The sequence below is a fragment of the Candidatus Lokiarchaeota archaeon genome (assembly GCA_014730275.1).
Classification (GTDB): Archaea; Asgardarchaeota; Thorarchaeia; order Thorarchaeales; family Thorarchaeaceae; genus WJIL01.
On record WJIL01000084.1, the window covers coordinates 79,712 to 106,096 of the forward strand.

Here is a 26,385-nt window from a genome sequence, read left to right on the forward strand (position 1 = left end):
GTGTTGAACACATGAGAATACTTGCGGTTGCTGATGTTCACTGCCCACGGTATCTTCACAAATTTGAGAAAAGCTTGGAACTACTAGAAGAACCGGATTTGTTCCTCATGGCAGGCGATATGATAGACCGCGGACGGATTTCTCAATATGACGTGGTTCTCAATACTATTGAGCGTCATTTCGGTGACAATTTCCCGATTGTGGCATGTTTTGGAAATGAAGAATATTTGGAGGTCAGAGAGGAGATATCAGATATTTTTGGGAAGCGAGTCTTGTTTCTCGATGATCAATCTGTGATTCTTGATATCGCGGGACTCAAATTCGGAATCGTTGGGACGCAGGGATCTCTTGATAAGCCAACAAGATGGCAGAAACGGAATCTTCCTCGAATCAAGCGAGTGTTCAACAGGAGGCCATCCCGTGTGGAACACCTTCTCAAGAAGCTAGCAGAGAAAGTTGATTATCGCATTCTACTCATGCACTATGCTCCCTGTCTTGAAACATGTGAGGGTGCTGATGACCGATCCTTTGGCGCCTTTGGAAGCAAGAAATTCTACAGCATGATTGAAGATGAAAAACCTGATTTGGTGATTCATGGCCACGTCCATGACGCAACAAGGCAGGAGGCAAGAATCAACCATACTCTCGTTCGAAATGTGGCAATTCCCGCTGCTAAAGGTGTGACTAGTCTAAAACTGTCTGTAAAAAAGAAACGGGAAAGGTGAAGGCCGAACGAGTGTCTTACTCGTGGCCTGTTACTCTCATCGTTGGCTCGAATTTGTAGCCATAAACGATGATTCCACCTGGTCCGTATTCAGTTATTTTTCGGAAACAAGCTCTGACTCGCATGCCGACATATACAGATTCAATGTCACAATTAACAATCTGTGCTGTCAATCTCGGCCCTTCATCTAGTTCAACTTGAGCTACAATGTAAGGCACTTGCCTTTTGAAGTCCTCCGGGGCCTGTCGGACCACAGAAAACGTGTGGATTTTTCCAAGACCCTTGAACTTGTAGGTCTCTAAATCACCTTTCCTTCTGCATTCCGGACAGACAGGTCTCGGAGGGAAGAAATGTCGGTCACATGTTTTGCAGTGATTTCCTTGTATCCTGTAGATTTCCTGTTGCTTACGCCAGACTTTTGCTACTCCGTGTTCTGCCATTTGTCATCATCTCCCCACGATATGTACTATCGAGGTCGCACCTGTTCCGCCGATGTTCACGGCTAGGCCGCGTTCAGTATCAGGCACCTGTCGTTTTCCAGCGTCACCTTTCACTTGGTGATATAGCTCCACAAGCTGCGCGACCCCTGTTGCTCCAACTGGATGGCCACGTGCTTTGAGGCCACCAGAGGGATTTACGGGGTATTCACCATCAATTTGAGTCAAACCTTTCTCTACTGCTTCACCGCCTTTACCTTTCTCCACGATGCCCACGTCTTCGGTGAGCATGATTTCACTAATTGTGAAGCTGTCGTGTAGTTCAAACACATCAATATCTTCTATCGAACATTTGGCCCGATCAAGGGCGGTCCCCGTTGATTCAACAACGGCGCCCATCGTGGTTATGTCTTCTCGTTCATGGAGGGCGAGAGTGTCGCTAGCCTGAGCTGAAGATTCGACGTAGATTGGAGTGTCAGTGAATTCTTTCGCCTTTTCTTCTGTGCACATTATTACACCGGCTGCCCCGTCTGTGATTGGGGATGAGTGGAGCAATCGTATTGGGTCGGCAAGATATCCTGAATTCATTACTACTTCTAATGGGAGCTCTCTTCTAAACTGGGCATATGGATTATCAACCGCATTCTTGTGGTTCTTTACGGCAACCAGGCTGAGTTGTTCATCTGTGGTTCCGTAATCCAACATGTGTTTTCTTGCCATAAAAGCATAAAGAGCAGGGAATGTTGCTCCTAGCATTCCTTCCCATTCCCAGTCTGATGCAACACTAATGGTCTTCATGGCTTCTGTCTGATTGACATCACTCATTTTCTCGCATCCAAGCACGAGAATAACGTCATGCTCACCAGATTTTATTGCCATGTACGCGTGACGAATCGCTGCTCCGCCACTTGCACATGCGGCTTCAACACTGTACGCAGGAATATCTCCGAGCCCTCCCATATCCACTGCCAGCGCTCCAAGATGCTCTTGACCAGTAAATCTTCCTGCACTCATATTTCCAATGGTGACTGCTTCTATATCTGCTCCCGCTACGCCGGCGTCGATAATCGCTGCCATACCGGCTTCCAAAGTAATGTCACGCAGATTCTTGTTCCACAGCTCACCAAACTTCGACATTCCTACGCCTGCAATCGCTACTTTTTTGCTCATGAATACTCCTCCTATTCAAGTGATTTTATCTTGCGCCGGTATTTGGCGTATATTGCGTAATTGACATACGTCTTCCGCGTAATATAATCGTCCACTGTTGGAACTTCCCCTCTTCGTTCAGTGATTTCCTCTTCGACCCGAATATCAAAGGCGTCGCTTCCTGCTCCGGATCCATATGAGACCATGAAAATCCGGTCATTGGGTTCAGCTATATCTAGAATGCGAGCCAGACCAATCATTGCTGAGCCTGAGTACGTATTCCCGATTTGACGAACCACTAAACTTTCCTCTAGCTTCTCCATAGGAACACCAAGTTTCCGTGCTACAGAAACTGGGAACTTTCCGTTTGGCATATGAAAAACAAAATGATCGTAGTCGTCGACGGTCGTACCAGTTTTTTCCCAAAGAAGATTGGCTCCTTCCATGACATGGCGGTAGTATGCTGGTTTTCCGGTAAATCGTGCACCATGACTAGGGTAGTCCTCACCTTCCCTGCGCCAGAAGTCAGGTGTATCAGTGGTGAATGATGCCGTGTCTTCAATGGTAGCAAGCACGTCTTTTTCTCCAATAAGATATGCTGCACCACCAGCAGCAGCAGAATACTCAAGCGCGTCTCCAGGTCGTCCTTGGGCAGTATCCGAACCTATGGCCAAGCCTATCTTGATCATATCGGATTTAACTAGTCCCATACATGTCTGGATTGCTGCTGTTCCAGCTTTGCACGCAAACTCAAAGTCTGCAGCTGTCATGTTGGGTGAACAACCAACCGCCTCTGCTACAATTGTGCCAGTTGGTTTGACTGCATAAGGATGTGATTCTGAACCAACATAGATCGCCCCGATATCTGTCGGGTCTACTCGACCGTGTTTGATTGCGTTTCTTGCTGCTTCAACAGAAATCGTTGCGACATCTTCGTCGGGACCCGGTAGCGATTTCTCATACACTCCAAGTCCACTCGCCATTTTCTCGCCGTCCTCACCCCATACTTCGGCAATGTCTTCAGTCTTAATCCGATAGCGTGGGATGTAGACGCCGTAACCTACGATACCTACCATAACACTTCTTATCTCCTATGTTAAATTCGGAAATTGCCGAAACTTAATACGTCAATATTCGAGTTAAACTGCTCGCCGAGCAGTTATATTTTAACGTTGTCATACCGAAACCTCCTCACCATCGTCTTTCAACGATTGAAAGATTCGACTTTGGTATGCTGTCGACATGTGTTATCCTGTAGAAACTCGTATTTATCACTAACGCCCTAGTAAAAGTTGCATAATGACGTATGCTGAAAGGTTTGCATTATCTCCCGTTGTTTTAGGGGAATACACTTCTCTTGTCCTCATTTGTCCGTGAAAATACCTTCAGTATTGATACTGAAGTTTAGTGCTTCATCTCTAGGTGCAACTGATGGAATTCCCAATTTCAATCCGATGTCATTCAAGACTTGTTGAACTCGCCTGCTAACCTTGCTTTTCCCAAGGTCTGAAAGCTGTGGTACATTGTTTCGTATTGATTCAATGAGAAGATCCGAAGTCCCCGAGCTATATTGGGTTGCTTTCTTTCTGGCCGAGGTCAATTCCTCTGGTAGACCAATAGAATCGGCGAGCTCCCGGAGTATCCTTTTTCGAGAGGGTTTATCACTGAGAGATACTTTGTAGTTCACTGGGGTTGCCAAGCCTAACTCTACGAAATTCGTTGACAGATATGGGAAGAATGCACGCCCACCTGCATTGGCGATGGCAAGCTCATCACGTTCTATGTTTCTCTTGTAAGTACTGGAAATATCTGCTTTCATTTCTTTGACAAGATTCTCTGGATTTTCCGGATCGTACATCTTAAGATACCTATGATATCCTGCAAACAATTCATCTGGTCCTTGTCCTGAAACCACAACTTCGTAGCCTTCTTCATTCGCCTTCAATGTAGCAAGAAAGAAGGGGATTGCAATCTCAACATCCATTTTGTCCGTGCTTTCAATAGAATAGATGATGCGAGGAAGGATTTTCCAGATGATTTCCTCGTTCAGGTCTACTTCCAAGTGCTTCATTTCAAGGATATCCGCGGCTCTGGATGCAGCATCTTCATCATGTGACTCTTCAGCCTTGGCGGTGATGAGGACAACATCATTTGCTACTTTTTCTGCCATAAATGCTGCTAACGAGCTGTCAATACCTCCTGAAAACAGAACCGCACAATTAAGAGATCTCAGCCGGTCAAATGATTTCTCGAGGGAGGTCCTGAGCTGGGCGATGATTTCGCTTTTGAAACAACCATGCAAATTGAGGTTTCGGTAGCGTCGTATTAGCTTTGAATGAGAAATCTCCTGATTCCAGTCAACCTGGAGAGTATGGGATGGCTCGATTCTATTGCATTCTACAAACCCTGCATTCCAAAGTCCTTTTCTCTCTGTGGAAAAAGCCACGATTCCGTCTTCTTTAGCATAGAAGACAGGTTTTGTGCCATCTACCGACCGGAAAACCCAGAGCCCATCTTCATTGATATAGACTGCTACAGTGCCAAAGAGAATCCGCAGCAGCGAAGATTCACCCCCAGAGGTTACTCGATTGAGATCTTCTGCACAGCCCTCTCTGATCTCTGGTGGGATTGTCTCAGGCAAATTGCTGTCGAGGACCATAATGGTATTATCATGAAAGCGGAGGTAGGGACTGTGTTTCTCCTTTTCTAGAATTGAAATCCCGATGATTTTGGATTCATTATTGGGCTCACTGGAAGGATCAATCTCCTTCAGGTGATCAGTAGTAAAGATATGACTATGAAATCTACCTCTGTGAGATATAGCAGAGGTTATTCTTTCGAGTTTTGATAATGCTACTGAATGGTCACCATCCAGTAATACTCCGTTGACTCCAGTCATTTTATTCGTGGCCACTCTCCGCAGAATACCTGCAGAAGCCGGAGCTGGTTAGAGATTCCTATTCTCCGCCCACGGGGACAGCTTGGAGCAAGACTTTCTTGACTCCGGGTATATTGTCCAACAAGTCTCTCATGTCACTGGAACTGATTTTCAGCTGCTTGGGTGTGAAATAGCATTCGTAGTAGCATTCATCCTCAGATTGACATATCCCACTTGTGAAGAGTATATCCTCAAGCCCCGCCTGTTCAAAAACCATGGTAAGCTCTTCCAAGAAACTCTTACTGAGTTTCTGGATCTCGAGGCGGAGATAGCTTACTTCGCTACTTTCTACCGGATAGAGTTTCACATTATGGTCTTTCATCACCAGTATTGCTAGTCCATAATCTTCGTTGATTTCTCCAACAAAATCAGAGGGTAGAGTTATGGTATCTCCGGTTTCAATTTTGAGTACCTTAGCATGGGTCATATCAGATTCGGACATTTGTCACATCAGCTCCGGGCAAAGGACACTACCAACCTCTTGCATTCTATTGGATTATATTTCTTGCGCCTTATAGTAGATTGGGTTGAAATTGCATTACCTGCTGAACCAACCCTTGATATCCGATACTATCTTAGGTTCTGGCTTGTGCAACTCGTGCAATCTCCATTCGGATTCAAGATTCTTGTTATATTCAAGAAAACCTAATGAGTCCTTATGCCGTTTTTCTTCTATTTGCTTGAAGATGCTTTCTAGCCAGACCTTCTTAGTAACGGGCATACCCTCTGAAGCTAAGTCAAAGAGTGTTGGATGCAAATCGAATATCAATGCTTTTTCACTTATGAATCTGAGAACCGCGTCTTGTACCTGCTCAGGTATTTCTTCTAAATCAGTAAAGAAATACGTAGCCAGCGATGTATTGGTGTACGTTTCAGGAATAGAAAGCACAAACTCGAACGATTTTGAAAGCTTGGAAAGGTATGTTGCTGAATCAAGGAAGATATTGATTCTCGGTTTTCCTTCGAAATCCTGGGAATCAGGAGGAGCTTCTTCCTCATCAATGCCTTGAGCTACCTCCATGAGTTCTTCTCCAAATTCGCGAAGTTCTTCTTCTTCAACTTCTTCCATATCATCGCTTTTGGAAATATTGGCTTGTTGAGCCTCCTCATCTGCATCAGGAGCTACCCGCTTTCGTTTATGCGGCGGTACATATCCCTCAAGTTCCATGAGATGATGAAAGATTAATGGAAGAAACAAATCATATAGGGTGTCACGGCTTTCATTGATGATTAGAATTGTCTCTTCGTTATCTACTGCTTGAACTAATGGGCTTTGGTACTCTTCGGTCTCATCGAAGAAGTTCAACAAGTGCTCTCTAGAGAAAGTCTCCTTGACTCGTTTCTCCCATTCTTCATAGACCTCTTTGACCTCTTGTTTTCTACGATCCTTGAGCAGGTTCATGAACTTACCTAGATACTTGACTCCCCTAGATACTGCAGTTGTCGGACTGACAAATACTGTCATGAGTCCTACAGCTTCGCCGGCATATTCACTTGCTTCTGTTTTCTTGATTTTCCCCATTACTTCCTCAGTGAGCGAAGGTGGTCCCAGTTTCTCATTCAGTACTTCAATCATGCCCGCGACGTTCTCAAAAGAGGCATCTCCTGGACCAATCTCTTCACCCACGGGAGACGCATCACTGAGAACCTCAGCAAATACATTTGGTCTCTTCGTCAGCCATGTGAGAGGTATCTTGTGTTGCTCGTACTCGTGCAACCATGTACGGTCTGAGGTTTTTGAGCCGAAATAGAGCTTTTTCGAGTCCGGAAATTCTCCATTAAACAGTTGAAGGAAGTTGTTGAACCCTTTTTCAGTTACTACTGTCGTTTCCCGTTCACTAGTTATGTCTAGAATGAAAACAGTCGCCCCTTCAGATTCACATCCATGTTTGGCCATGGCTAGCATGGTCTGTTCCGGTGAAAGATGAAGGTTGTCTACGTCGAGAAATGGTGTTTCATAATACGAGAATATACCTAATCTTCTCCAGGGTTGATTATCCAGCTTCTGTTTTATCGTACTGGAAAACCATTCATAACCCCGTTGATAGGCTCGGCTCCGACCATTTTCGCTGTTTCCTTCTGACATTCTATCAACTCACATCAGCGACGGGCTGAAAGTGTGTTATGTTCTTGATTCAAAGCAACTTGTGATAAAGCTATTGTGCTTTCTAATCACTTCTAACGGAGAATACTGCTACCACCAGACCAATTATGAGTAGTGATGCTATGAACAAAACCCTCCAGTCAATCAGTGGTGGTGCTGGATTATTAGGATCCTCTTGGTTGAGAATTGATGCTTCATCTAGAGTCGTTAGAGTGCGTGCAGCATAGGCCATATAGACAATATCACCTTCTTCTAGGCCTGGCACGGCTCCCCAGCTCCCATCCGCTGCCTGACAACCTGCTACGAATTCTGCAATAGCTGAAGTATCTTCAGGTATTGTGTCAAGGAGGTTTAGTGCCTGAATAGCGAAGTAGGTGCTGATCAAGTTAGTGTCGTTGGTTCCGACACCCTCTTGAAATCCACCTATGAATTCTCCTGAGGCGGATTCTATGATTTGTCTGTCCTTGATCCAATTTGCTATGCCTTGGAGATTATCCGTACCTTGAAACTCTCCTAAAATATCAAGGGCGAGAAGAGCTGCCGCTGTGGGAGTCACACCGACTGTTCTTGCACTGGGAGTTAGTGTAAATGCATCCCCTTGCCTACAGGATCGAATCCATTCAGTTGTCTTTGTTTTGTTCTGCAACCACTTGTCCATTGTGTCACCAGTAACCGAAGCTGCATGTTCCATGATCGAGAGGGCTCTGTAGGTGGAAAGCAAATCAGGCGAAGCGTCAGCTTGTGGACCAAAGCCTCCACTGGTTGATTGAGTTTTGTTGACATAAATGAGTGCAGCTGTGAAGTTGGTAGTTACATCCTCCATGCCTGGAATATCATTATGGTCATTGAGTATTTTCCACGTTTCTACAGCTCTGAACGTGGAGATGATTGACACCGGACCTGCGAGGTATGCTGCAAAGCCACCGTATCTATCATTGTCTTCATTACCTGATACCCATTGCACCTTTTGTGTGAAGTTCTTTGTTTTAACCAAATCGAATGGTGGGGGTCTTGAGGCCAAGTATCCTCCGTCAACATTTGGTGGCATATGATGCCTGAATACTATCGCTCCGAACGTACCTGCTATCCTAGAAGCACTGGCACCCGGAACTGTGAAGCCGCCTTCATCACCGTCATACATATCATCGAGGTATCGATTTGCGGTTTGCAGCCTCGTTGCTGGATTCGCTTGGGCTGGTTGAGCGATCATTGCTAGAAATAACAGAGTGAATGACACGGCTAATGCAAATATCTTAACCTTACTCATGGGTATATCACGGCCATGGAAATGCTGCAAACTGTGGTTTGCGTTGCTGTTTTGCATCGGACTCGGTGTCGGTAATTAAGCTTTCCCATCAACAACGATTGTACACTATCTCGGACCTTTTTCCATATGCCGTATGTAAGCGTATGCTGAATCTGCGGCAATGGCTCCGTGGCCTACAGCAACAGCAATTTGCTTCAGTGAATCGACAACATCTCCTGCTGCAAATACTCCTTTCACATTCGTCGCCATCTTGTCGGTCACGAGGATTTCTCCACTATCGTTGGTCTCCACCCCTATGTCTTGGGCGATTTCGCTGTTCGGGCTTGATCCAAGGGCAACGAAAGCCCCATTTACTTCAAGTGTCTCTTGTTCACCGGTTTCCACGTTCTCGATGAGAAGTTCTTCAAGAACCTGATTGCCTCTGAATTCCTTTACGATTGTGTCCCAGAGTATCTCAACATCAGAATTCATCAAGGCTCTTTCCATGGCATGTTCTGCTCTGAGTTCATCACGCCGATGAATCATGAATGTTTCTGATGTGATTTCTGATAGGTACACTGCTTCAGTAGCCGCAGTGTTTCCTCCACCAACGACTGCAACCTTTCGATCTCTGAAGAGAGGACCGTCGCAGGTAGCACAATATGATACTCCTCGCCCTGTGTATTCTTCTTCACCTGGTATACCAAGTGTTCTATGACCTCCGCCGGTTGCAATAACAATAGCATCTGCAGTATACTTTCCACGCTGGGTTTCAAGTATGAATTTGCGGCTGTTACCATCCTCAATTTCGATGTTATCGACCTCGGTGATTTCCTTGATTTTGGCACCGCATTCTCGAACCTGTTCCTTCATCCGTTCTGCCAATTCAATACCCTTAATCCAGACAAAGCCTGGATAGTTCTCGATACCCGGGCTCGTTGCCTGTGCACCACCTAGGACTTTGGCTTCCAATAAAAGTGTATCAAGACCGTATCTTCCACCGTATATGGCTGCGGTCATTCCAGCGGGTCCACCGCCTACAACTACGAATTCCCAGTCGCGTTTCTCTTCAGACATCCCAAAATGTTCTCCTAGAAATGTGTTGCTCTTGTTATTCCAGAAATACTGGCTATGTTTAATCTTTTCTTGTGACTATTGAAATTCTGTGCAAGTCTTCAGCATTCAGTCCCTTGTTGGGTAACAAATCAACGCGTTCTACCGGGGTCAGCAAATCATCAACTCGATTCATCGTAACTTCTCGAAGCGGTTCGTTACCTCTTTTCATCAAAAAAGCTGCTTTGCTGAATTTCTCTGGATCATATTCAAATGCTTGTGCAGGCCCAACAACAAACACTTGGTCTACCTTCTTCAGTTGCTCCCATGGCCATATTGAATTGTTGAATGATTCAATGATTACAACATCAGCTTTAGATTCTATTGCTTGAAAACAGCTTTCCACACAGCTCTCAAAATGTTGTTGCTCGTATTGTCTTACCTCTTTAAGAGAGGATATGGGTACAATTTCACAATTCTGGGTTAAAGATTCCATCGTATCGGATTTCATCACGGTTGTCCCATTTTCAATAAGCTCAGTAGCAGCAACTACGCTTGATTGTGGTTTTCCATCATTATCTTTGGTGAAACGCTGCAACACCAATACCGAATCCCATCCTGCCAATGCAAGAGAAGTAAATGGTAGATTCCCCGGTTTGTCGATGATTGCTGGAGCAAACATACGATGCACCGGATTTGTGACCGTGACAGGGAAACTGGATCCTAGTTCATCCCTCACACGTCGGGCATCTAGTGAGAACAACTCGCCTTGCTCAATACAATCTTTGGTGTGATCATGATGAAACCAGTAGCTATGACCACTTATTGGTTTGAAGTATTCTGGATTGATTCCTTGCTCCTGCAAGAACCGACCAAGTTGAATCGTGAATGTCGTCTTACCTGAACGAAACGGATTAACGCCGGAAATCAGTATTCTTGTGGTCACGGGCTATTCTCCTCGAAAAAAGAAAAAGTAGAGGTTGGAGCCCTGCTGGGCTCCTTGCTCTTCATTTCAATTAGCTTTGTACTAAACTATCACATCGGAGGCATGCCGCCCATGCCGCCCATGCCACCCATACCGCCCATGCCGCCCATGCCGCCAGCGCCTCCACCGGGTGGACCAGCGGGAGCCTCTGTGGCCTTGGCTGCGATGACATCGTCAATTCGCAGTATCATTTGGGCAGCTTCTGCTGCGGATCGAATGGCCTGATGCTTCACACGAGCAGGCTCGATAACGCCTTCTTTCTGCATATCAGATATCTCGCCTTTGAGTACGTTGACTCCTGCCCAGATACCTGCCTTGCCAGAATGTTCTTTGTTGAGGTCAGCGATGATATCGATTGGGTCATGACCGCCATTCTCGGCTAGAGTCTTTGGTACGACTCTGAGTGCCTCAGCGAATGCCTCGATAGCAAGCTGCTCACGACCGCCAACTTTCTTTGCGTAGGCTTCAAGTCTCTTGGATATCTCTGCTTCTGGAGCTCCACCGCCTCCGACATATGTACTGTCTTCAACGACGTTTCTCACAACACAGAGAGCATCGTGAAGGCCTCTCTCGGCCTCGTCTACAACATGCTCGGTACCACCACGAATGACAATGGAAACTGCCTTGGGGTCTTTGCATTCTCTGATGTAGACCAGCTTGTCGTCAGCAATCTTGACTTCCTCGACAATGCCAGCTTCACCTAACGCGTCTGCGTCAAGTTCATCCAAGCTACTAGCAACGTTTGCGCCTGTAGCTTTGGCAAGCTTCTCTAGAGTGCTCTTCTTGGCTCTGCGAATCGCCAAGACGCCTGCCTTGGAAAGGTAGTGCTGGGCAACGTCATCAATGCCCTTCTGACAAATCAGGACATTGGTGCCTGTCTCAATGATTCTGTCGACCATCTTCTTGAGCATGCGCTCTTCTTCGTCAATGAATTGCTTGAGCTGATCAGGTCTATCAATCTTGATTTCAGCATCGAATTCGGTCTTCTCGACCTCGATGGGTGCATTGACCAGCGCAATCTTTGCCTTCTCGACCTTCTTGGGCATGGCTGCATGGACGACTTCTTTGTCCACTACCATACCATCTACGAGCTCTGTCTCGAGTAGGCTCTTGCCCTGCTTCTTGATGACTTCAATCATATCAATGTCAGCGACAGTCTTGCCGTCAACTTCTTCTTTCACTTGAAGAACCGCATCGACAGCGATGTTGGCAAAGTGATCTTTAGTTCCAACAATGGATTTGCTGTTCATGGATGTGGAAGCAATCTTCTTCAGAATCTCCTTGTCCATCCCTTCCATGGATACTGAAATCTCATTGAGAATCTCTGTAGCTTTCTCTGCTGCCTTCTGATATCCGCCAACAATGATGGTTGGATGAATATTCTTCTCTAGAAGGTCCTGTGCTCTCTTCAGCAGCTCACCCGCAATCACAACAGAAGTCGTTGTGCCGTCACCAGTCTCCTGGTCTTGGCTCTTAGCGACCTCTACAAGCATCTTCGCAGCCGGATGCTGGACATCTATCTCTTTGAGAATCGATGCACCGTCATTGGTGATTGTAACATCACCAAGCGAGTCAACCAGCATCTTGTCCATACCGCGTGGGCCAAGGGTTGACCTGACCGCCTCCGCGATAATCCTGCCTGCATTGACGTTGTTTTCTTGCGCGGATCTGCCGCGAGTTCGCGAGGTACCTTCCTTCAAAATTAGTACTGGAGTGCCACTCAATTGTGCCATTTCTTATACCTCTATTTTGTCTTCTATTTACGTACGAAAGCGCACCACAGAATGCCTGAAGTTTCGGTTGACAAAACTGTACATGCGCTTCGCGATGTACTTGCTGATTTCCAACGGTACATTTCAGTTTTTAAAGCTTGCTTTACCCACTATCCACTTTCCTTCTGGCCAAAGAAAGGCTATTCGTTTAGGAATAGGTCTTTGAACAAACAATTCTTGGTACGAACACGCTAATAAGCAAAGCCAGCGTGGTACATATCAAAATGTTCTTTCGAGACGGAGTTCTTTCTGTATGGATTTAAGTTTCAACATAGGTGGCGCGGCTGGTCAGGGAATCAATACTATCGGAGATTTGGTCGCACAGGTTTTTGTGAAGAATGGCCTCTATACGTTCACCATAAAGGACTACATGTCACGCGTTAGAGGGGGTTACAATTTCACGCAAATTCGTGTTTCTGATGAGCACGTTCATGCTCCAGTACATGGCGTAGATGTGATAATCGCCCTAACGAAGGACGCCATTATCAATCAGAGAGATCGCCTTGTGGAAGGGGGGGTCATTATCTTCGATGAATCGCTTGGTTTTGAAGAGTGTGAGAGGTGTCATTTACCGTTGCCACTCGAAGAGACGGCAGAAGAGGTTGGTGGCAACGTTCGTATGATGAATGCTGCTGCTCTGGGGGCATTGCTTTCCGTTCTCAAAATGCCGATTTCGTTGGCGGAAAACGCACTAGCAGATATCTTTGGTGACAAGGGTGAAAGCGTGGTCGAAGGTAACGTCAAAGTAGCACGAACAATGTATGAAGAAGTAAAAGGTGAACTTGCCCAACGCTGTGATCACGATTTCAGTAGCGTTGAGAAAGGTCCTTCCGAAGACCGATTACTGGTAACTGGAAACCAAGCTATTGCGCTTGGGGCTATGGCGGCAAACCTGAAGTGGATTTCAGCCTATCCAATGAGCCCCTCTACATCGTTGTTCCAATTCATCATACAGAATTCGCGGCGCCTACAAATTGGTGGTCTGCAAACCGAGGACGAGATAGCAGGACTCAATATGGCTCTTGGTGCTTCACATACTGGGGCACGATCCATGGTGACGACCTCGGGTGGTGGGTTCTCGTTGATGGTCGAAGCGGTTGGACTGGCGGGTATGGCAGAGATACCGATAGTCATCTATAATGCTCAACGCCCCGGTCCAAGTACTGGTTTACCAACCCGGACTGAACAAGGTGACTTGCTGTTCATGCTTCACTCCTCACAAGGCGAGTTTCCAAGGATTATGATTGCTCCGAAAGATCCTCTTGAGGCATACTATCTCACAAAGGATGCCTTTCGTCTGGCCGACAAATTCCAGGTTCCAGTGATGGTGCTCGGTGATCAGCATTTGGCAGAATTCACCATGAATATCCCCAGAATAGAAATTGGTGAGGTTGACATGGACCGTGGAAAACTTGCTGAAAAGCCCGATAAACCCTACAAGAGATTCAAAGTCACCGATGATGGAGTTTCCCCTCGTGCCTTCCCTGGTGATGAGGAAGTTGTCGTTGCAGCTTCTGGGAACACACATAACGAATTTGGACACATTTCTGAGGACCCAGATAATCGAAACGCCATGGTTGAGAAACGATTAGCCAAACTACCTTGGATACTCGATGAATTGGAAGAACCCAAAGTCTACGGCGATAAGAAGGCAGACTACACGTTGCTAACTTGGGGGTCTACTTGGGGAGCCGCTTATGAGGCAATGCAGCGTTTGTCGCAGGATGGCATATCTATTAATCAGCTTCATTTTGCTTATCTGTACCCTCTCAAAACGGAAACATTGAAAGAAATCTGGGAAAAGGCAAAGAAACTCATATCCGTTGAACAGAATGCTACATCACAGTTCGCGAAGCTTGTCAGGATGGAATCGGGGTTGAGTGTCGATGAAGAGATTAACAAATATGACGGGCGTCCGATGACGCCAGAATGGATTATCAAACAGCTCGAGGAGGTTGGTGTACAATGATTGAAAGAGAGGATTTGGAACCACCGCAGGAAATCCAGTGGTGTCCAGGTTGTGGCAACTTCGGTATTCTGAGAGCACTGAAGCAAGCTGTCATGGAACTTAGTAATTCCAAGCATGAATTCTTCCTAGTATCTGGCATTGGACAATCAGGGAAGACACCACATTTCATCAATCTTAATGGATTCCACACACTTCATGGGCGGGCCATTCCGGTTGCTACAGGTGCCCATGTAGCCAATACTGACTTGAAGGTCATCGTGCATGGGGGAGATGGAGATTTGCTTGGTGAAGGTCTCGGTCATCTGATGCATGCTGCACGGAGAAATGTGAACATTACTTGTCTTCTTCACAATAACGGCGTGTATGGTCTAACCAAAGGGCAGTACTCACCAACATCACCACACGGATTTGTTAGTAAAACCTCGCCACCACCAACCGGTGTTCCCATGGATCCAGTCAATCCGCTAGGTGTTGCTCTGATTGGCGGCGCTACGTTTGTGGCGAGAGGATTCGCGGGGGACATCAAGCAGTTGACTGAGCTGATAGTTGATGCTGTGAAGCATCCTGGTTTTGCTTTGGTAGAGCTTATGCAACCATGTGTGGTTTTTAATCCAAAATGGGGCTGGGATTTCTTCAGAGAACGGGTATACAAGCTTGAGGATGACTATGATAACAAGAGCAAAACAGCCGCGCTTGAGAAATCATTCGAGTTCGGAGACCGTATTCCCACTGGAGTGTTCTACAAGCAAGAAAAAACCCATTTCGTTCAGGAATTACAGCTTCCTGAAGGACGCCTAAGAGACCATACCAACGACCGTGAAGAAATTCAAAACATAATTGACGAAATGCTAGTCTAATCTAAGTATTGATGTGACCTGTCATGGTGAAGGAAACACGGACCGAAACTGATTCACTCGGCGAGGTTGAGGTTCCTGATGATGCATATTGGGGTAGCAACACCCAGCGAGCGATTCACAATTTCCAAATCAGCGACCGTCGTTTACCAGAGCGGTTTATCCGTTCTCTTGTCATAGTCAAGAAGGCTTGTCTCCTAGCGAATTATAATCTGGAACAAATAGACGAAGAGCGGTTTCAAGCCCTGCTAAAAGCGATTGATGATGTCTTGGATGGGCATCTGAGAGACCAGTTTCCCATTGATGTTTTTCAAACTGGATCCGGCACACAGACCAACATGAATGTGAACGAAGTGTTGGCCAACAGAGCCAATGAGATTCTCGGTCACCCTCTTGGAAACAAAGCACCAGTTCATCCGAATGACCACGTCAATATGGGCCAGTCTTCGAATGACACGATTCCTACAGCAATGCATCTTGCAGTAATTGCTGACATACATGATAATCTTGAACCTTCTTTGGATTTCGCGATAACGACTCTGGAAAGGAAAATCCAACAGTTTGAAGGTATCGTGAAGGTTGGCCGGACGCACCTCCAAGATGCTGTTCCAATTCCACTCTCTCTTGAATTCTCCGTCTACCGCGACAAGATGAAATCGACAAGAGCGGAAATCATGTCTGCATCGGATAATCTTCTTTCAGTCCCCATTGGAGGAACCGTTCTCGGTACCGGTATCAATTCCTCGAAGATATTCTCAAAGAAGGCAGCCAGGCATCTTCAAGATCTCACGGGTTTCGAATTCAAAGAAGATGACAACAAAGCTAGCGACATTGCTTCTCATACAAAGGTTGTATCATTGAGTGGCTCTTTGCGAACATTGGCTCTGGTTTGTCTGAAAATGGCCAATGACATCAGATGGATGGGAACAGGTCCAAGGGCGGGCCTTGGAGAACTCCAGCTCCCAAGAAATGAGCCTGGTAGCTCGATAATGCCCGGAAAAATCAACCCTACCCAGTCAGAAGCATTGATTCAGGTATGTGGTCAAGTACTAGGAAACGACCATGCTATCAGCTTTGGAGAAGCCTTTGGTAGCGTTCTGGATCTCAATGTTGCCAAGCCGCTTATTATTCACAACGTTCTAGATTCAATACAGCTTCTGTCAAACGGCATTCGCTCATTTGCCAAGAATTGCCTTGCTGACCTGAAAGCCGATGAAAAACGAATCGAGGAGCTTCTTGATCGTAGCTTGATGGTTGTTACACGTCTATCGCCTTTCATTGGATATGATCGAGCAGCTGAAATCGCCAAAACAGCACTCAGCAGGGGATTGACAATCCGTGAAACACTCGAAGAAATGGATTTAGAAATCAATGGAAATCTTGATGAAATCCTTGATTTCAAGGAAATGGTGTAGCTCTATCGGTTGCAAAGCTCCTATAAGCGAGTTATGGATATGCTAGACGCAACGGGATGGAGAGGAATGGTCAAAGAACACGATATTCTTATTATTGGTGCAGGTCTATCAGGGCTGAGAAGTGCAATAGAACTTGTAGATGACTATGACGTTGCGGTCCTAAGTAAAGTACATCCGCTCAGATCTCACTCGGTTGCTGCTCAGGGTGGAATCAATGCAGCTATACGAGAAGAAGATTCTTGGCGCGACCACGCCTATGATACCATCAAAGGCTCCGATTTTCTGGCTGACCACGATACAGTCGAGCTTCTGACAAAAGAAGCTCCAAGAGCCGTTATAGAGAATGAGCAATGGGGAACAGTTTTTTCGCGAACCGAAGACGGGAGATTAGCCCAACGACCATTCGGGGGGCAGCGCTATCCCCGAACATGTTATGCTGCTGATCGAACTGGTCATAATCTCCTTCACACGACCTTCGAACAAGCTCTTCGCAAAGGGGTCAAAATCTACGACGAGTGGTTCGTAACTTCAATTGTGACTGAACGAGACCGTGCAATTGGACTAACAGCACTCCAATTGGCTAGCGGCAAAGTAGAGGGATTCGCGGCAAGAGCCCTTGTTGTTGCGACTGGTGGGTATGGCCGAGTTTACAAAAAAAGCACAAACTCGATAATAAATACCGGAGATGGCATAGCACTGGCATTGCGAGCCGGGGCATCACTGAAAGATATGGAATTTGTGCAGTTCCATCCTACAACTCTTGCAGGCACCTCGGAATCTCGTTACAGCTCTAACATACTTATCACGGAAGGAGCTCGTGGTGAGGGCGCTTATCTGATTAATTCTAAGGGAAAACGATTCATGCACAAATATGCTCCAGAACAGAAGGAACTTGCTGAGCGAGACGTTGTTTCCAGAGGGATCCTAACAGAAATCAAGGAAGGTCGCGGTCTAGAAGGGGGCTTTCTCCATCTTGATTTGACACATCTCGGTGCAGAAAAGATCAAAGAGCGGCTTCCGGGTATCAGAGAAATCGCCATGACGTTTGCCGGGATAGACCCCATTGAAGAGCCTATTCCAGTAGAGCCCGCCCATCACTATTCCATGGGTGGAATAGACTGTGATCGCTTTGGACGTAGTCCACTTGAAGGCCTATACGCTGTGGGCGAGTGTTCATGTATGAGTGTTCATGGTGCGAATAGATTAGGAGGAAACTCACTTCTCGAAACACTCGTTTTTGGGAGAATTGTGGGTGAGACCATCGCCGAGGATTTTGATGGCTTGGATGATACGAAAGAGGATGCAGTGGATGACGCCGCATTTGAAATGCGACAGAAGCTTCAGCGATTGATGTTGGGAGAGCGTGGAGAACCACCAGCTGAAATCCGGGACGAACTGAACGAGACGATGGATGAGAAAGTGGGAGTCTTTCGAAACGGCGATGATCTTGAGAAGGCTTTGTCGCGGATTAAGGAACTAAAATCGAGATTCAATGAAATAGCTCTAGGCGATATGGACGAGCGATTCAACTACACACTGATACGCACCCTTGAACTAGAGAATTTGATTGACGTTGCTGAGGCTATTACAAAAGGTGCTCTTATGAGGAAAGAGAGTCGAGGAGCTCACTATCGAGAAGACTTTCCTGAGCGCGATGACGAAGAGTATCTTCAGCACTCTATAATTCTGCGTACTGATGAGGGGTTAGAAGTTGATTATCGCGATGTGACATTGGGGCTATTCGAGGTGGAGGACTAGAATCATGCTATTCAGAATTGCTAGAAGCAGAGAAGGCGGCGAAATCACCCACTATGATGTGTACAAAGTTGAAGTATCTGAAGGAATGACTGTCTTGGATGCGCTATTCCAGATTCAAGATCGAATGGATCCATCGCTCGCGTTTCGATACGGTTGTAGAGGTGCAGTGTGCGGAAGCTGTGGAATGCTCGTAAACAAAATGCCTGTCTTGGCTTGTGGAACCCAAGTTAAGGAGATTCGTGATTTGAGTATGAATCTACACGACTTCCCGCCGCTAACTGATATACCAGCAGGTTGGGACCCCGAAAGGTCAGTTCTGATTGAACCTCTTCCAAATTTTCCTATTCTCAAGGATCTGGTCGTAGACTTGTCCAAATTTTATGATGCGCTTGAGGAGCTAAAATTGTGGGCTGAACCCCAACCCGGAAATGAAGCGCGTAGCCAGTTTCCCGAAGATCGGAAACGTATCGAAAGATATGTTCACTGCATAATGTGTGCTATTTGCTTTGGAGCGTGCCCGGTTAATCATGAAAAGGAGGAATATGTAGGCCCAGCAGCCCTTGCAAAAGCTTGGCGGTTCTATGATGACGCCCGATTGACTCAGCGTAGGCGATACTTGGAAGCTGCAAAGCAAGAACATGGGGCCCCCCTTTGTGAACTGATTATGAACTGTGTGAGAGCGTGTCCGAAAGGGGTTGCACCTGGTGGTGCGATTCGCAAAATAAAGAGCGAAAGTATTGAGTGAAATCTAAGCGGTATCAGGCCCCTGAATCTTCTCAAGATTCCTTGACAGAAACATATCGAGCAGGCTTTGGACCGTCTTTCCACCCGGTGGAGCTCGGAATAGCTTTACCGCTTTGGCGGTGAGCAATTCATATGGCCCTTTTCCAACCTCTCCACAGATCATGGTATCCACTTCTTCTGATTCAAGAGCCTCAACTGCTTTGATGCCTTTCCTTCTCTCCAGTTCGTGTCCTGGGTTCTTGACAAACCTGGTGCTTTCGATTTCATCTTCTCGAACTAGTGCGATTGCAAAGTATGGGGCTTTTGCAAAATGTGGAGATACTCTTGAATCTAGACCTTTGCGTTGAGAGACTGGAATTCCAATGCGATGGACTGCTTCTTCTGTTGGGTCAATATGGATGGTAACATTTTCTAGGCTCTCAGTGTTTTCCATGATTCTTGCTTCTGCTTGATCTGCTAGTGCATGAGCTTGTTTTATATTGAGATTCCTGTTGACGGTAATATGGAGTTCGCCGAAGTATACTGGACCCGTCCTGCGGAGACGCGCATCGTGAGCATCCGTGATACCCTCAACGTCGGTTGCAAGCTCGCGCATTTTGGAAACCATTTCCGGATTGAGACACGCATCCATAAGATACAGGACAGCATCTCCTGCTTGCTCGAGCCCCTCTTTTACTACGATGAGTCCTACCAAGATGGCGACGAGTATCTCTGCAATTGGATATCCTATTCCTGAAAGAAAAATACCTGCGAATACTATGGACCCCGCAGCTACATCTGCGAGTGAATGTTTCGCATCTGCCAACAGGCCCCTACTGTCAATCTGCGAACCAACCCGCTTCTTGTATCTGAAAAGTGCGTAATACAGTATCATTGAAACAGCTGCTGCTGCCAAGGGAGGGATCGCAAGAGGAACTGAAACCGGCGCGAAAATGCTTTTTGCTGCCTGCCATAATATCTCTGCTCCCGAGAAGGTAATGAGGGCAGAAACGACAAGGGATGCCAGAGTCTCTGCCCGGTAGTATCCATATGGGAATCTTTCAGTAGGCTTCTTTTGAGATAGTTTCAAACCTGACCAAACAAGACCTGATGCCAGAATATCTGAGAATGAATTCACTGCGTCTGCGAGCAATGCGATACTACCGTAGAGAAAACCGATAATTCCTTTCATAATCGCGAGGAATGCAACTACAACAAGAGAAACAAGTGCAACCTTCTGTCCCTTAGCGAATCTTTCTCCCGGATCGGATTCCTCACCTTGGTTAACATTGCTCATCAAAGCAACCCTGTTCTAGTCTGACAAAAGGTACGCATAACTGTTTGGTAATCCGAGGTTCTGTAGAATAATACACGAATTAAGAGGCGAACCGGCCCGGTCACATGATTCATGCACTACGATGTCTCATACAACGCGGCCAAAGCTCGCCGCTATCACTTTCTCCTTGATGAGCTTATGAGCCTTTGCAATACCATTCCCGATACGAGATCCCAGCATGGACGTCCTGTTGAGTTTCCCCTTCCCACTCTCTTTGTCCTCCTCGGGCTCAAGTTTGACACTGGTCTTGGATATCGTGACTTCATTGCCACTCTCACCTTCAACACACTCCTGCTCCAGCGACTTGGACTTGAGCGAGTCCCTCACTTCTCCCTCCTCCAGAAGGCAGTGAGGCGGTTGGACACCCAGCTTCTCCATCAGATGTACCAGCTCCTTGCCAACAAGCGTTCTCCTCCAAAGACGATTGCTGTAGATTCTTCTGGGTTCTCTCACTCGTCCGGTGGCGAGTGGATGACCTTCCGGTTCAAGAGAACACGGAAACGCCGTTTCCATGCCCTTCACAACGCCGTTGACACCGACACCCTGATGATCACCGCAGCTAGAGTGAGTGCACGACCAGGTGGTGATGCCAAACACCTGGCCTCTCTTGTGAGGAGGGTGGATTGCAGAAGACTTGAGACTGTCTACGGGGACAAGGCCTACATCTCACGACAGAACGTCCAGTTCATCCATGACCTTGGTGCATACCCAGCTATTGAACCAAAGAAGAGGTTGCGAGCTCGATCCCGAGGACATCGAGGATACAAGGAGTTGATCAGTGAATATCGCTCTGATCCTGATGAGTGGAAGCGGGTTCATGAGTATGGAACGAGGAGCCTGGCGGAGACTGTGTTTGGGATGATGAGGGTGAGGTTCACGGAGCGTCTGGGGTCACGAGGATTCAGAGAACAACGTCGCGAGTTGTTGATCAAGGTGGTCCTTCACAATATCGAGCGACTCAACTTCTTGGAGTGTGCCGGGAGGTGACTTTTTCTACAGAGCCGAGAATCTGGATATCTTTATACTTGGGCGTAGGATTTTGTCTAGTTCAAGTTCTTCATTCCTATTACGTTTCAGATCGCTATGGAGAGCTTCGTTCGATACTATTGGGAGGAGGTCAGGATCCTCTGTTCGGCTATATTGGAGGGGTTCTTCTCGGAGTCTCAATGATTCCCCTCTCTTATTTTCTGCTGTTTTCCTCCACAAATCTTGAATCGGTCTTTTTTCTTCCATTAATTTGTGGAGTATTGATTATTATAGGTACTGAACTCTTCTTAGCCCAGAGTTATTCCACGGCTCTCCTTCAACTACTCATTCTCTTTGTCTCAATTCTTCTTCGTCTTTTGTCTCCTCAGGTTCTAGAAGAAGTCCTGAAAATCTTCGCTCCCAATTTGAGTAGAGATATAGTACTTCAAATTTCTTTAACTTTCTTGTCACTTATCGTTGCTGTTGGAGTGGGATTCGCCTCCATTTTATCCTCTCTTACCAGTATTTTTATACAGATAAAAACTCTTTACAGTAAATCATTGCTCATCTATTTATCCTTTACAGCCCTGTATATCAGCATAGGGTTGTTTCTCGGTATTTTTGAATTACTTCTAACAAGCAGCAGACTATTGTAGTGTGGATGAAACATGGAATTTCAGCGTATTTATTGCTGTCCAATCTCAGATGTGTTCCAGACTGCACAAGTAATTTCCATAGCTCACCGCTACTACTGTCTGAGGCGAGCGGACGGAAAATGTAGCTCGTGCGGTACCTAAAGTTGCCAAGATTTGAGAGGGAACCTCACAAAAGCAGTACCTCCATCCTCAACATATTTCATTTAGTTTTGTCTCGGGGGGGGAGGTAGTGTTCTCGTACCCGTGAACCGTTTTTGTTGCATTTGTTTTCAATCTAGGTTATTTCCTTATTACGAATATATTGAGATATGAAAGAGCCCTCAACCTAGAACCTTTGCCCCAGCTTTGCAAGCATCACATTGTCCTTGCTGAGGATAACCTGGACTAGGTCTATGGTTGTGCTTTTTACCTTTTTCAATACAATAGTTAGAAGAAAGAAACTATGCTTATAATGTAATCACATAGATTTGAGTTAAAGTACCAAGCCCAATTTTACCTCCGCAGTGTTCTTTGACCTCGTGCTGTCTACCTTCTCAATTCTAGTAGGCATATGGGATTCGGAATTGGACTAGAACACATATGAAAAACGTTCTCTGAAAGTAACATTCGATATTCTCACAAAATTCTAAACAAGAACAGGCTCCAAAAAAGAAAGACTTCAAAGTTGCCGATCAGCAACCTTGAAGAGAATATAGAATACTAGACAAGGTACCCCCAAGATATCTCGTCGACTGTCAGTTTAACTGGATTACTATCGGAATAGTAGCTATGTGCCATGACTGCTCCCCCGTTAACTACTTTGACGCGAAGTTCAACACAGAATCTGTATGTCTTTCCATCGTCAAGATCTTGACCGAAACCTTGGTCGGACTCCTCACTATAGGTACCCCTTTCCGTTACCCAGGAGGTCCCATATGATTTACATTCATCATACCATATCTGAAAACCCCATACCCAGCCACCCGAGCTGTCACGAACCGAATACCATACTTCTACTCGAATACAACCCCACCATTTAGCCTTCAATTCGTATTCAATGTCCCAATCAGCAGTGATTTTCCAATTGTTGCTGATTTCCTCTGTCATTGTCGCAACACCCGCGACATATGCCTTATCTGTCGTATAGTGCATTCACCATCGGTCAAATCAACACCAGATTCTGCGAAATGGCCTCCGAGTGTTTCGCCTGCCGCAAATGCAGGGGTATCACTGCCACCGAAAGATGCAGCAACTGGTGCAACAAGAAATGAAATCGCAATTACTGCAACCATTAGAGGTAACAAAATTCTTACGTTTCTTCTTTTCGCTAACATTCTGAAATTCTCCAAGGCAAAATGGGCAATTCCTCATAATCCTGTTTACACAACTACCCCTTTACCACACCTAAAATACGCCCTATTCTACCATTAAGTATATCGATTTTGTTTGATTTGAATAGATACTGTCTAAGTCTGCCCCTCTTGAACCAACAAAGAGTTCACTCTGGATTCAGATACACCTCAATCCTCGCAGAAACAACATATGATGCGTTTTCATTTGAATCGTCAGTTATCCTAACCCCCCAGAGATAGGTACCTGCTCCATCCAGTTGACAATGGACGCCAGTTCCTGTGGATGGACGCTCTGGGGTGATGCCCCATGTCATGGAGGTCATGACATCCTCTTTTTCTGAGTTGTTCAAGGCTGCAAAGTCTGAGAGACTGTACATGAGAAATCCGTATCTTATTCGGAGCCCTTCTCCCCCGTCATATTCTCCCCAATCAAGTATGGTAACCTTGAGTGTCCACCCTTCTGCTTCAGATATCTGTGTCGCCGAAACTTCAACGGTGTTATACGTCCAAGAACCAAGAGTGATAGCCTCCCCGGTTTCTGGACTCTGATAGAGATACATGCTTTCCGGGATTCCAGGTGGGTTGTTAACGAAGAGATTGAAGGATGCAGTGGATACAAATAGCAGAATGACGGCTATAGATGCTATTTTCTGCCGTTTTTCAATGGAAGGGACTGTTTCCACTGTTGGTGTTTGGGTGAATTCTGTTTTTCCTCTCGAGGTCGTGTCCTCATGAACCCATCGTTCCATGGAGTTTCTAAGCAGGATAACCGAGAGTGCTATACCTCCTATGGATACAACGGACCATGTGAGCAATGGTCCGAGAAGATTGATAGGTTGCACAATCACTCCCAGGTAATTCTCCATTACTGACTCGTTGGCGAACTCATATCCAGTTAAAAAAATGGCCAAGAACCTAAAAAGATGATATGGTGCATATAATGACGCCACACCAGTAGCTGAAAGAGCTGAGTAGCCATGATAAAACGAGAAATAGACAAAGATTCCAGTAGTCACACAGATCGTGTAAAAAGGGGAATCAACAGCAATGGCAATGAAAAATGTGAATGCATTAAGGATGAGTGAAATCCCCATACAGGCAAGAATTATACCTGGAAGATGTGCTGGATTTGCAGATGCAGATGAGAATCCCCAAATGCATACTGCAGCCATGAAAAGGAACGTTAGGGTGTTCGCGATGATATATCTCGTTACATAGCATCGAATACGATGATGCAATGATGCATCCTTTTGGGCCATGGAATTATGGGCTTTCTTTGTGTTCCATGATATGACAGAAGCAATCATAAATGGAACTCCAAATGTCAAGATATTGCCTGTAAGGTTTACTGCGTAAAGAGTTGACACGAATTCCCCCACCTCGCTCGGTTCCGCAAGTGGTTGGAAGAAGAGTACCAGAACCCCAGAGACTCCTACTAGTACTATCACATGGATTGGGTTGATCCAACGGATCTTCTCCATGATTTGGTTTACGTTGCTCACGATTTCACTCTCCCACTCAGTCTCTCTATCATAGTGTTCCACAATCAACCAAAAATGTTTGGTCAATGAGATAAACAGGCTGGAACAAACTAGACACAGAATGAAGGTGTCTTTCACTAATCAGAAGTCACAAATAGATGACTGTGTCCAAGATACATCTGAACAACCCATTTTCTTTCTCTTTCGATAGAACGCTGGAAGCCACACCAAAAAAGAAACATCCACTTCGCAGATATCGCTTTAGAGTGGCGTGGCACTGGTGACCGTGACGTGTGTTTGGAAACGAGGACTCTCGTAGAAGACGAGGTTAATAGGCGGGGGTGTAAGCACCGAGCTCCGGCGAGGTGTTCAGCTCACCGTTACTACTATCCGAGGTGAGCAGACCGAAAGTATGACTCGTGCTGCACCTAGAGTTGCCAAGATTTGGTGAACACCTCAGAGAAACAATACCTCAATTCTCAGCATCTATCGCTGATCCTTCCCTTAGGTACCCCTTGCAGCTAATAGCATAATGAGGTTCAAGTACCATCTCGAGAATCATATAGTCGGAGAACACAGAATCAGGACCGAGAAATACCTCACCGATGAGATTCTGCTGTTCAGGTATCTAGAGTGGCTGCGGGACGACAAGGACGTGGTCCGAGCAATCTGTGATAGGATTCTAAATGATTCGATACGTATCTGGTCCTCGCTGGCCAAAGTGATCCACTCTAACCAGATGTTGAAACATCCGGAGCTTGTGGAGGCGCTCAACGGTTGCCGGGAAAGCGAACGGGAAACACTACTCTTGGGAGGATTTCCGATTGCTTGATGATGTAGAAGCAAGACCCACACTCCCCATACTCGTGGATTGGTCATGCACCGGTTCATACAGGAATAGCACTTGGTATCACAGCCGCGTGAACCATAGAGATCATGGGTGCTTCGCCATCGGTTTGTCAGCCGGTTGTCGGTATTGGAGAAGGTAGGGAAGTACCGGTCAAGGTCAAGCCACTTGTTGACCGGGCTATCACCGCGGATTCGAAGCGGCTGCTGAAACGCACGGTTCAAGGACATGAGCTCATCTTGGACTTCCCACAGGTCAGGCCAGTCGTCTGAAAAGCACGCCGTGATGACTCTTGGAACGGCAGATCCCCAACCTGTTCGTATTGCCAGAGATTGCGAAGAATGCGTTCGCGATGCTGAGGTGGATCTAGAGCGCTAACAGACCCGTGCATGATGGCGCCGATTCGGGCAAAGCGGCAATGGACAGGATTGTCGGCTTCCACCAGGAACCGTGTCAGGATGACGGTCTCCTTGTCATACAGGTCACAGAACTCTGCAACCCTCACAGCAAGCAGCCAGTCAAGAGAAGGGTCGCCCATGACCCCGTTCCTGACGTAGTCCCACTCCAAGCGCTCTAAATCCTTTGCTAGCAGCTGTCCGTTGAAGCGATTTGGAACCGGTATCCAGTGCTTGATGTGATAC

At 46.3% G+C, this 26,385-nt stretch carries 23 protein-coding genes; 9 read left to right on the forward strand and 14 right to left on the reverse strand.

The features are described from left to right. The first annotated feature begins 11 nt into the window (after nucleotides 1–11). A complete protein-coding gene (locus GF309_09755) occupies nucleotides 12–725 on the forward strand; it encodes a hypothetical protein (GenBank protein MBD3159060.1) in 714 nt (237 codons plus the stop codon). 16 nt (nucleotides 726–741) lie between these two features. On the opposite strand, the gene GF309_09760 is transcribed toward GF309_09755, so the two are convergent. The 10 genes from GF309_09760 to GF309_09805 form a co-directional block, all read right to left on the reverse strand. Then, the gene (locus GF309_09760; protein ID MBD3159061.1) at nucleotides 742–1,164 is read right to left on the reverse strand and encodes a transcriptional regulator; all 423 of its coding nucleotides are present in this window, start codon (nucleotides 1,162–1,164) and stop codon (nucleotides 742–744) included. A gap of 6 nt (nucleotides 1,165–1,170) precedes the next feature. Next, entirely contained in the window at nucleotides 1,171–2,331 is a 1,161-nt protein-coding gene (locus tag GF309_09765) for a thiolase domain-containing protein (GenBank protein ID MBD3159062.1), read from the reverse strand. An 11-nt stretch (nucleotides 2,332–2,342) separates the two neighbouring features. Next, entirely contained in the window at nucleotides 2,343–3,386 is a 1,044-nt protein-coding gene (locus GF309_09770; GenBank protein ID MBD3159063.1) for a hydroxymethylglutaryl-CoA synthase, read from the reverse strand. A gap of 287 nt (nucleotides 3,387–3,673) precedes the next feature. Continuing rightward, entirely contained in the window at nucleotides 3,674–5,224 is a 1,551-nt protein-coding gene (locus tag GF309_09775) for a hypothetical protein (GenBank protein ID MBD3159064.1), read from the reverse strand. 43 nt (nucleotides 5,225–5,267) lie between these two features. Then, the gene (locus GF309_09780) at nucleotides 5,268–5,690 is read right to left on the reverse strand and encodes a hypothetical protein (protein ID MBD3159065.1); all 423 of its coding nucleotides are present in this window, start codon (nucleotides 5,688–5,690) and stop codon (nucleotides 5,268–5,270) included. A 96-nt stretch (nucleotides 5,691–5,786) separates the two neighbouring features. Continuing rightward, nucleotides 5,787–7,334, reverse strand: a complete 1,548-nt coding sequence (locus tag GF309_09785) for a hypothetical protein (protein MBD3159066.1) — start codon at nucleotides 7,332–7,334, stop codon at nucleotides 5,787–5,789. A gap of 82 nt (nucleotides 7,335–7,416) precedes the next feature. Next, nucleotides 7,417–8,676, reverse strand: coding sequence for a hypothetical protein (locus GF309_09790; GenBank protein ID MBD3159067.1), 1,260 nt, complete (start codon nucleotides 8,674–8,676; stop codon nucleotides 7,417–7,419). 48 nt (nucleotides 8,677–8,724) lie between these two features. Beyond that, on the reverse strand, nucleotides 8,725–9,675 hold the full coding sequence (locus GF309_09795; GenBank protein MBD3159068.1) for an FAD-dependent oxidoreductase: 951 nt from the start codon (nucleotides 9,673–9,675) through the stop codon (nucleotides 8,725–8,727). Between the two features lie 58 nt (nucleotides 9,676–9,733). After that, nucleotides 9,734–10,597, reverse strand: a complete 864-nt coding sequence (locus GF309_09800; protein ID MBD3159069.1) for a hypothetical protein — start codon at nucleotides 10,595–10,597, stop codon at nucleotides 9,734–9,736. Between the two features lie 89 nt (nucleotides 10,598–10,686). After that, entirely contained in the window at nucleotides 10,687–12,369 is a 1,683-nt protein-coding gene (locus tag GF309_09805) for a thermosome subunit (protein MBD3159070.1), read from the reverse strand. Between the two features lie 292 nt (nucleotides 12,370–12,661). Here GF309_09805 and GF309_09810 point away from each other — a divergent pair, with 292 nt between their 5' ends. From GF309_09810 to GF309_09830, 5 genes are all read left to right on the forward strand, one after another. Continuing rightward, nucleotides 12,662–14,377, forward strand: coding sequence for a 2-oxoacid:acceptor oxidoreductase subunit alpha (locus GF309_09810; GenBank protein MBD3159071.1), 1,716 nt, complete (start codon nucleotides 12,662–12,664; stop codon nucleotides 14,375–14,377). Next, complete coding sequence (locus GF309_09815) at nucleotides 14,338–15,234, forward strand: 2-oxoacid ferredoxin oxidoreductase (protein MBD3159072.1); 897 nt, start codon at nucleotides 14,338–14,340, stop codon at nucleotides 15,232–15,234. Before GF309_09810 ends, GF309_09815 begins: the two co-directional genes overlap by 40 nt. Nucleotides 15,235–15,257: 23 nt before the next feature. After that, nucleotides 15,258–16,646 (forward strand): class II fumarate hydratase, encoded by a 1,389-nt coding sequence (locus GF309_09820; protein MBD3159073.1) that lies wholly within the window; start codon nucleotides 15,258–15,260, stop codon nucleotides 16,644–16,646. Nucleotides 16,647–16,712: 66 nt separating this feature from the next. Continuing rightward, entirely contained in the window at nucleotides 16,713–18,404 is a 1,692-nt protein-coding gene (locus tag GF309_09825) for an FAD-dependent oxidoreductase (GenBank protein ID MBD3159074.1), read from the forward strand. A gap of 4 nt (nucleotides 18,405–18,408) precedes the next feature. Continuing rightward, nucleotides 18,409–19,149, forward strand: coding sequence for a 4Fe-4S dicluster domain-containing protein (locus tag GF309_09830; GenBank protein ID MBD3159075.1), 741 nt, complete (start codon nucleotides 18,409–18,411; stop codon nucleotides 19,147–19,149). Nucleotides 19,150–19,152: 3 nt separating this feature from the next. Here GF309_09830 and GF309_09835 read toward each other — a convergent pair whose 3' ends face one another. Continuing rightward, entirely contained in the window at nucleotides 19,153–20,424 is a 1,272-nt protein-coding gene (locus tag GF309_09835) for a cation diffusion facilitator family transporter (protein MBD3159076.1), read from the reverse strand. 111 nt (nucleotides 20,425–20,535) lie between these two features. Here GF309_09835 and GF309_09840 point away from each other — a divergent pair, with 111 nt between their 5' ends. Beyond that, the gene (locus GF309_09840) at nucleotides 20,536–21,450 is read left to right on the forward strand and encodes an IS5 family transposase (protein MBD3159077.1); all 915 of its coding nucleotides are present in this window, start codon (nucleotides 20,536–20,538) and stop codon (nucleotides 21,448–21,450) included. A 38-nt stretch (nucleotides 21,451–21,488) separates the two neighbouring features. Further along, on the forward strand, nucleotides 21,489–22,085 hold the full coding sequence (locus GF309_09845; GenBank protein MBD3159078.1) for a hypothetical protein: 597 nt from the start codon (nucleotides 21,489–21,491) through the stop codon (nucleotides 22,083–22,085). Nucleotides 22,086–22,784: 699 nt separating this feature from the next. Here the strand turns inward: GF309_09845 and GF309_09850 are convergent. The 3 genes from GF309_09850 to GF309_09860 all read right to left on the reverse strand — a co-directional run bounded on the left by GF309_09850 (nucleotide 22,785) and on the right by GF309_09860 (nucleotide 24,918). Then, nucleotides 22,785–23,171: a hypothetical protein gene (locus GF309_09850; protein ID MBD3159079.1), complete on the reverse strand. Its 387-nt coding sequence runs from the start codon at nucleotides 23,169–23,171 to the stop codon at nucleotides 22,785–22,787. Further along, nucleotides 23,168–23,398 (reverse strand): hypothetical protein, encoded by a 231-nt coding sequence (locus tag GF309_09855; protein MBD3159080.1) that lies wholly within the window; start codon nucleotides 23,396–23,398, stop codon nucleotides 23,168–23,170. The genes GF309_09850 and GF309_09855 overlap by 4 nt, the downstream gene beginning before the upstream one ends. Before the next feature lie 164 nt (nucleotides 23,399–23,562). Continuing rightward, on the reverse strand, nucleotides 23,563–24,918 hold the full coding sequence (locus tag GF309_09860; GenBank protein ID MBD3159081.1) for a hypothetical protein: 1,356 nt from the start codon (nucleotides 24,916–24,918) through the stop codon (nucleotides 23,563–23,565). A 511-nt stretch (nucleotides 24,919–25,429) separates the two neighbouring features. On the opposite strand from GF309_09860, the gene GF309_09865 reads away from it, so the two are divergent. Continuing rightward, a complete protein-coding gene (locus GF309_09865; protein MBD3159082.1) occupies nucleotides 25,430–25,729 on the forward strand; it encodes a hypothetical protein in 300 nt (99 codons plus the stop codon). Nucleotides 25,730–26,385 lie beyond the last annotated feature (656 nt).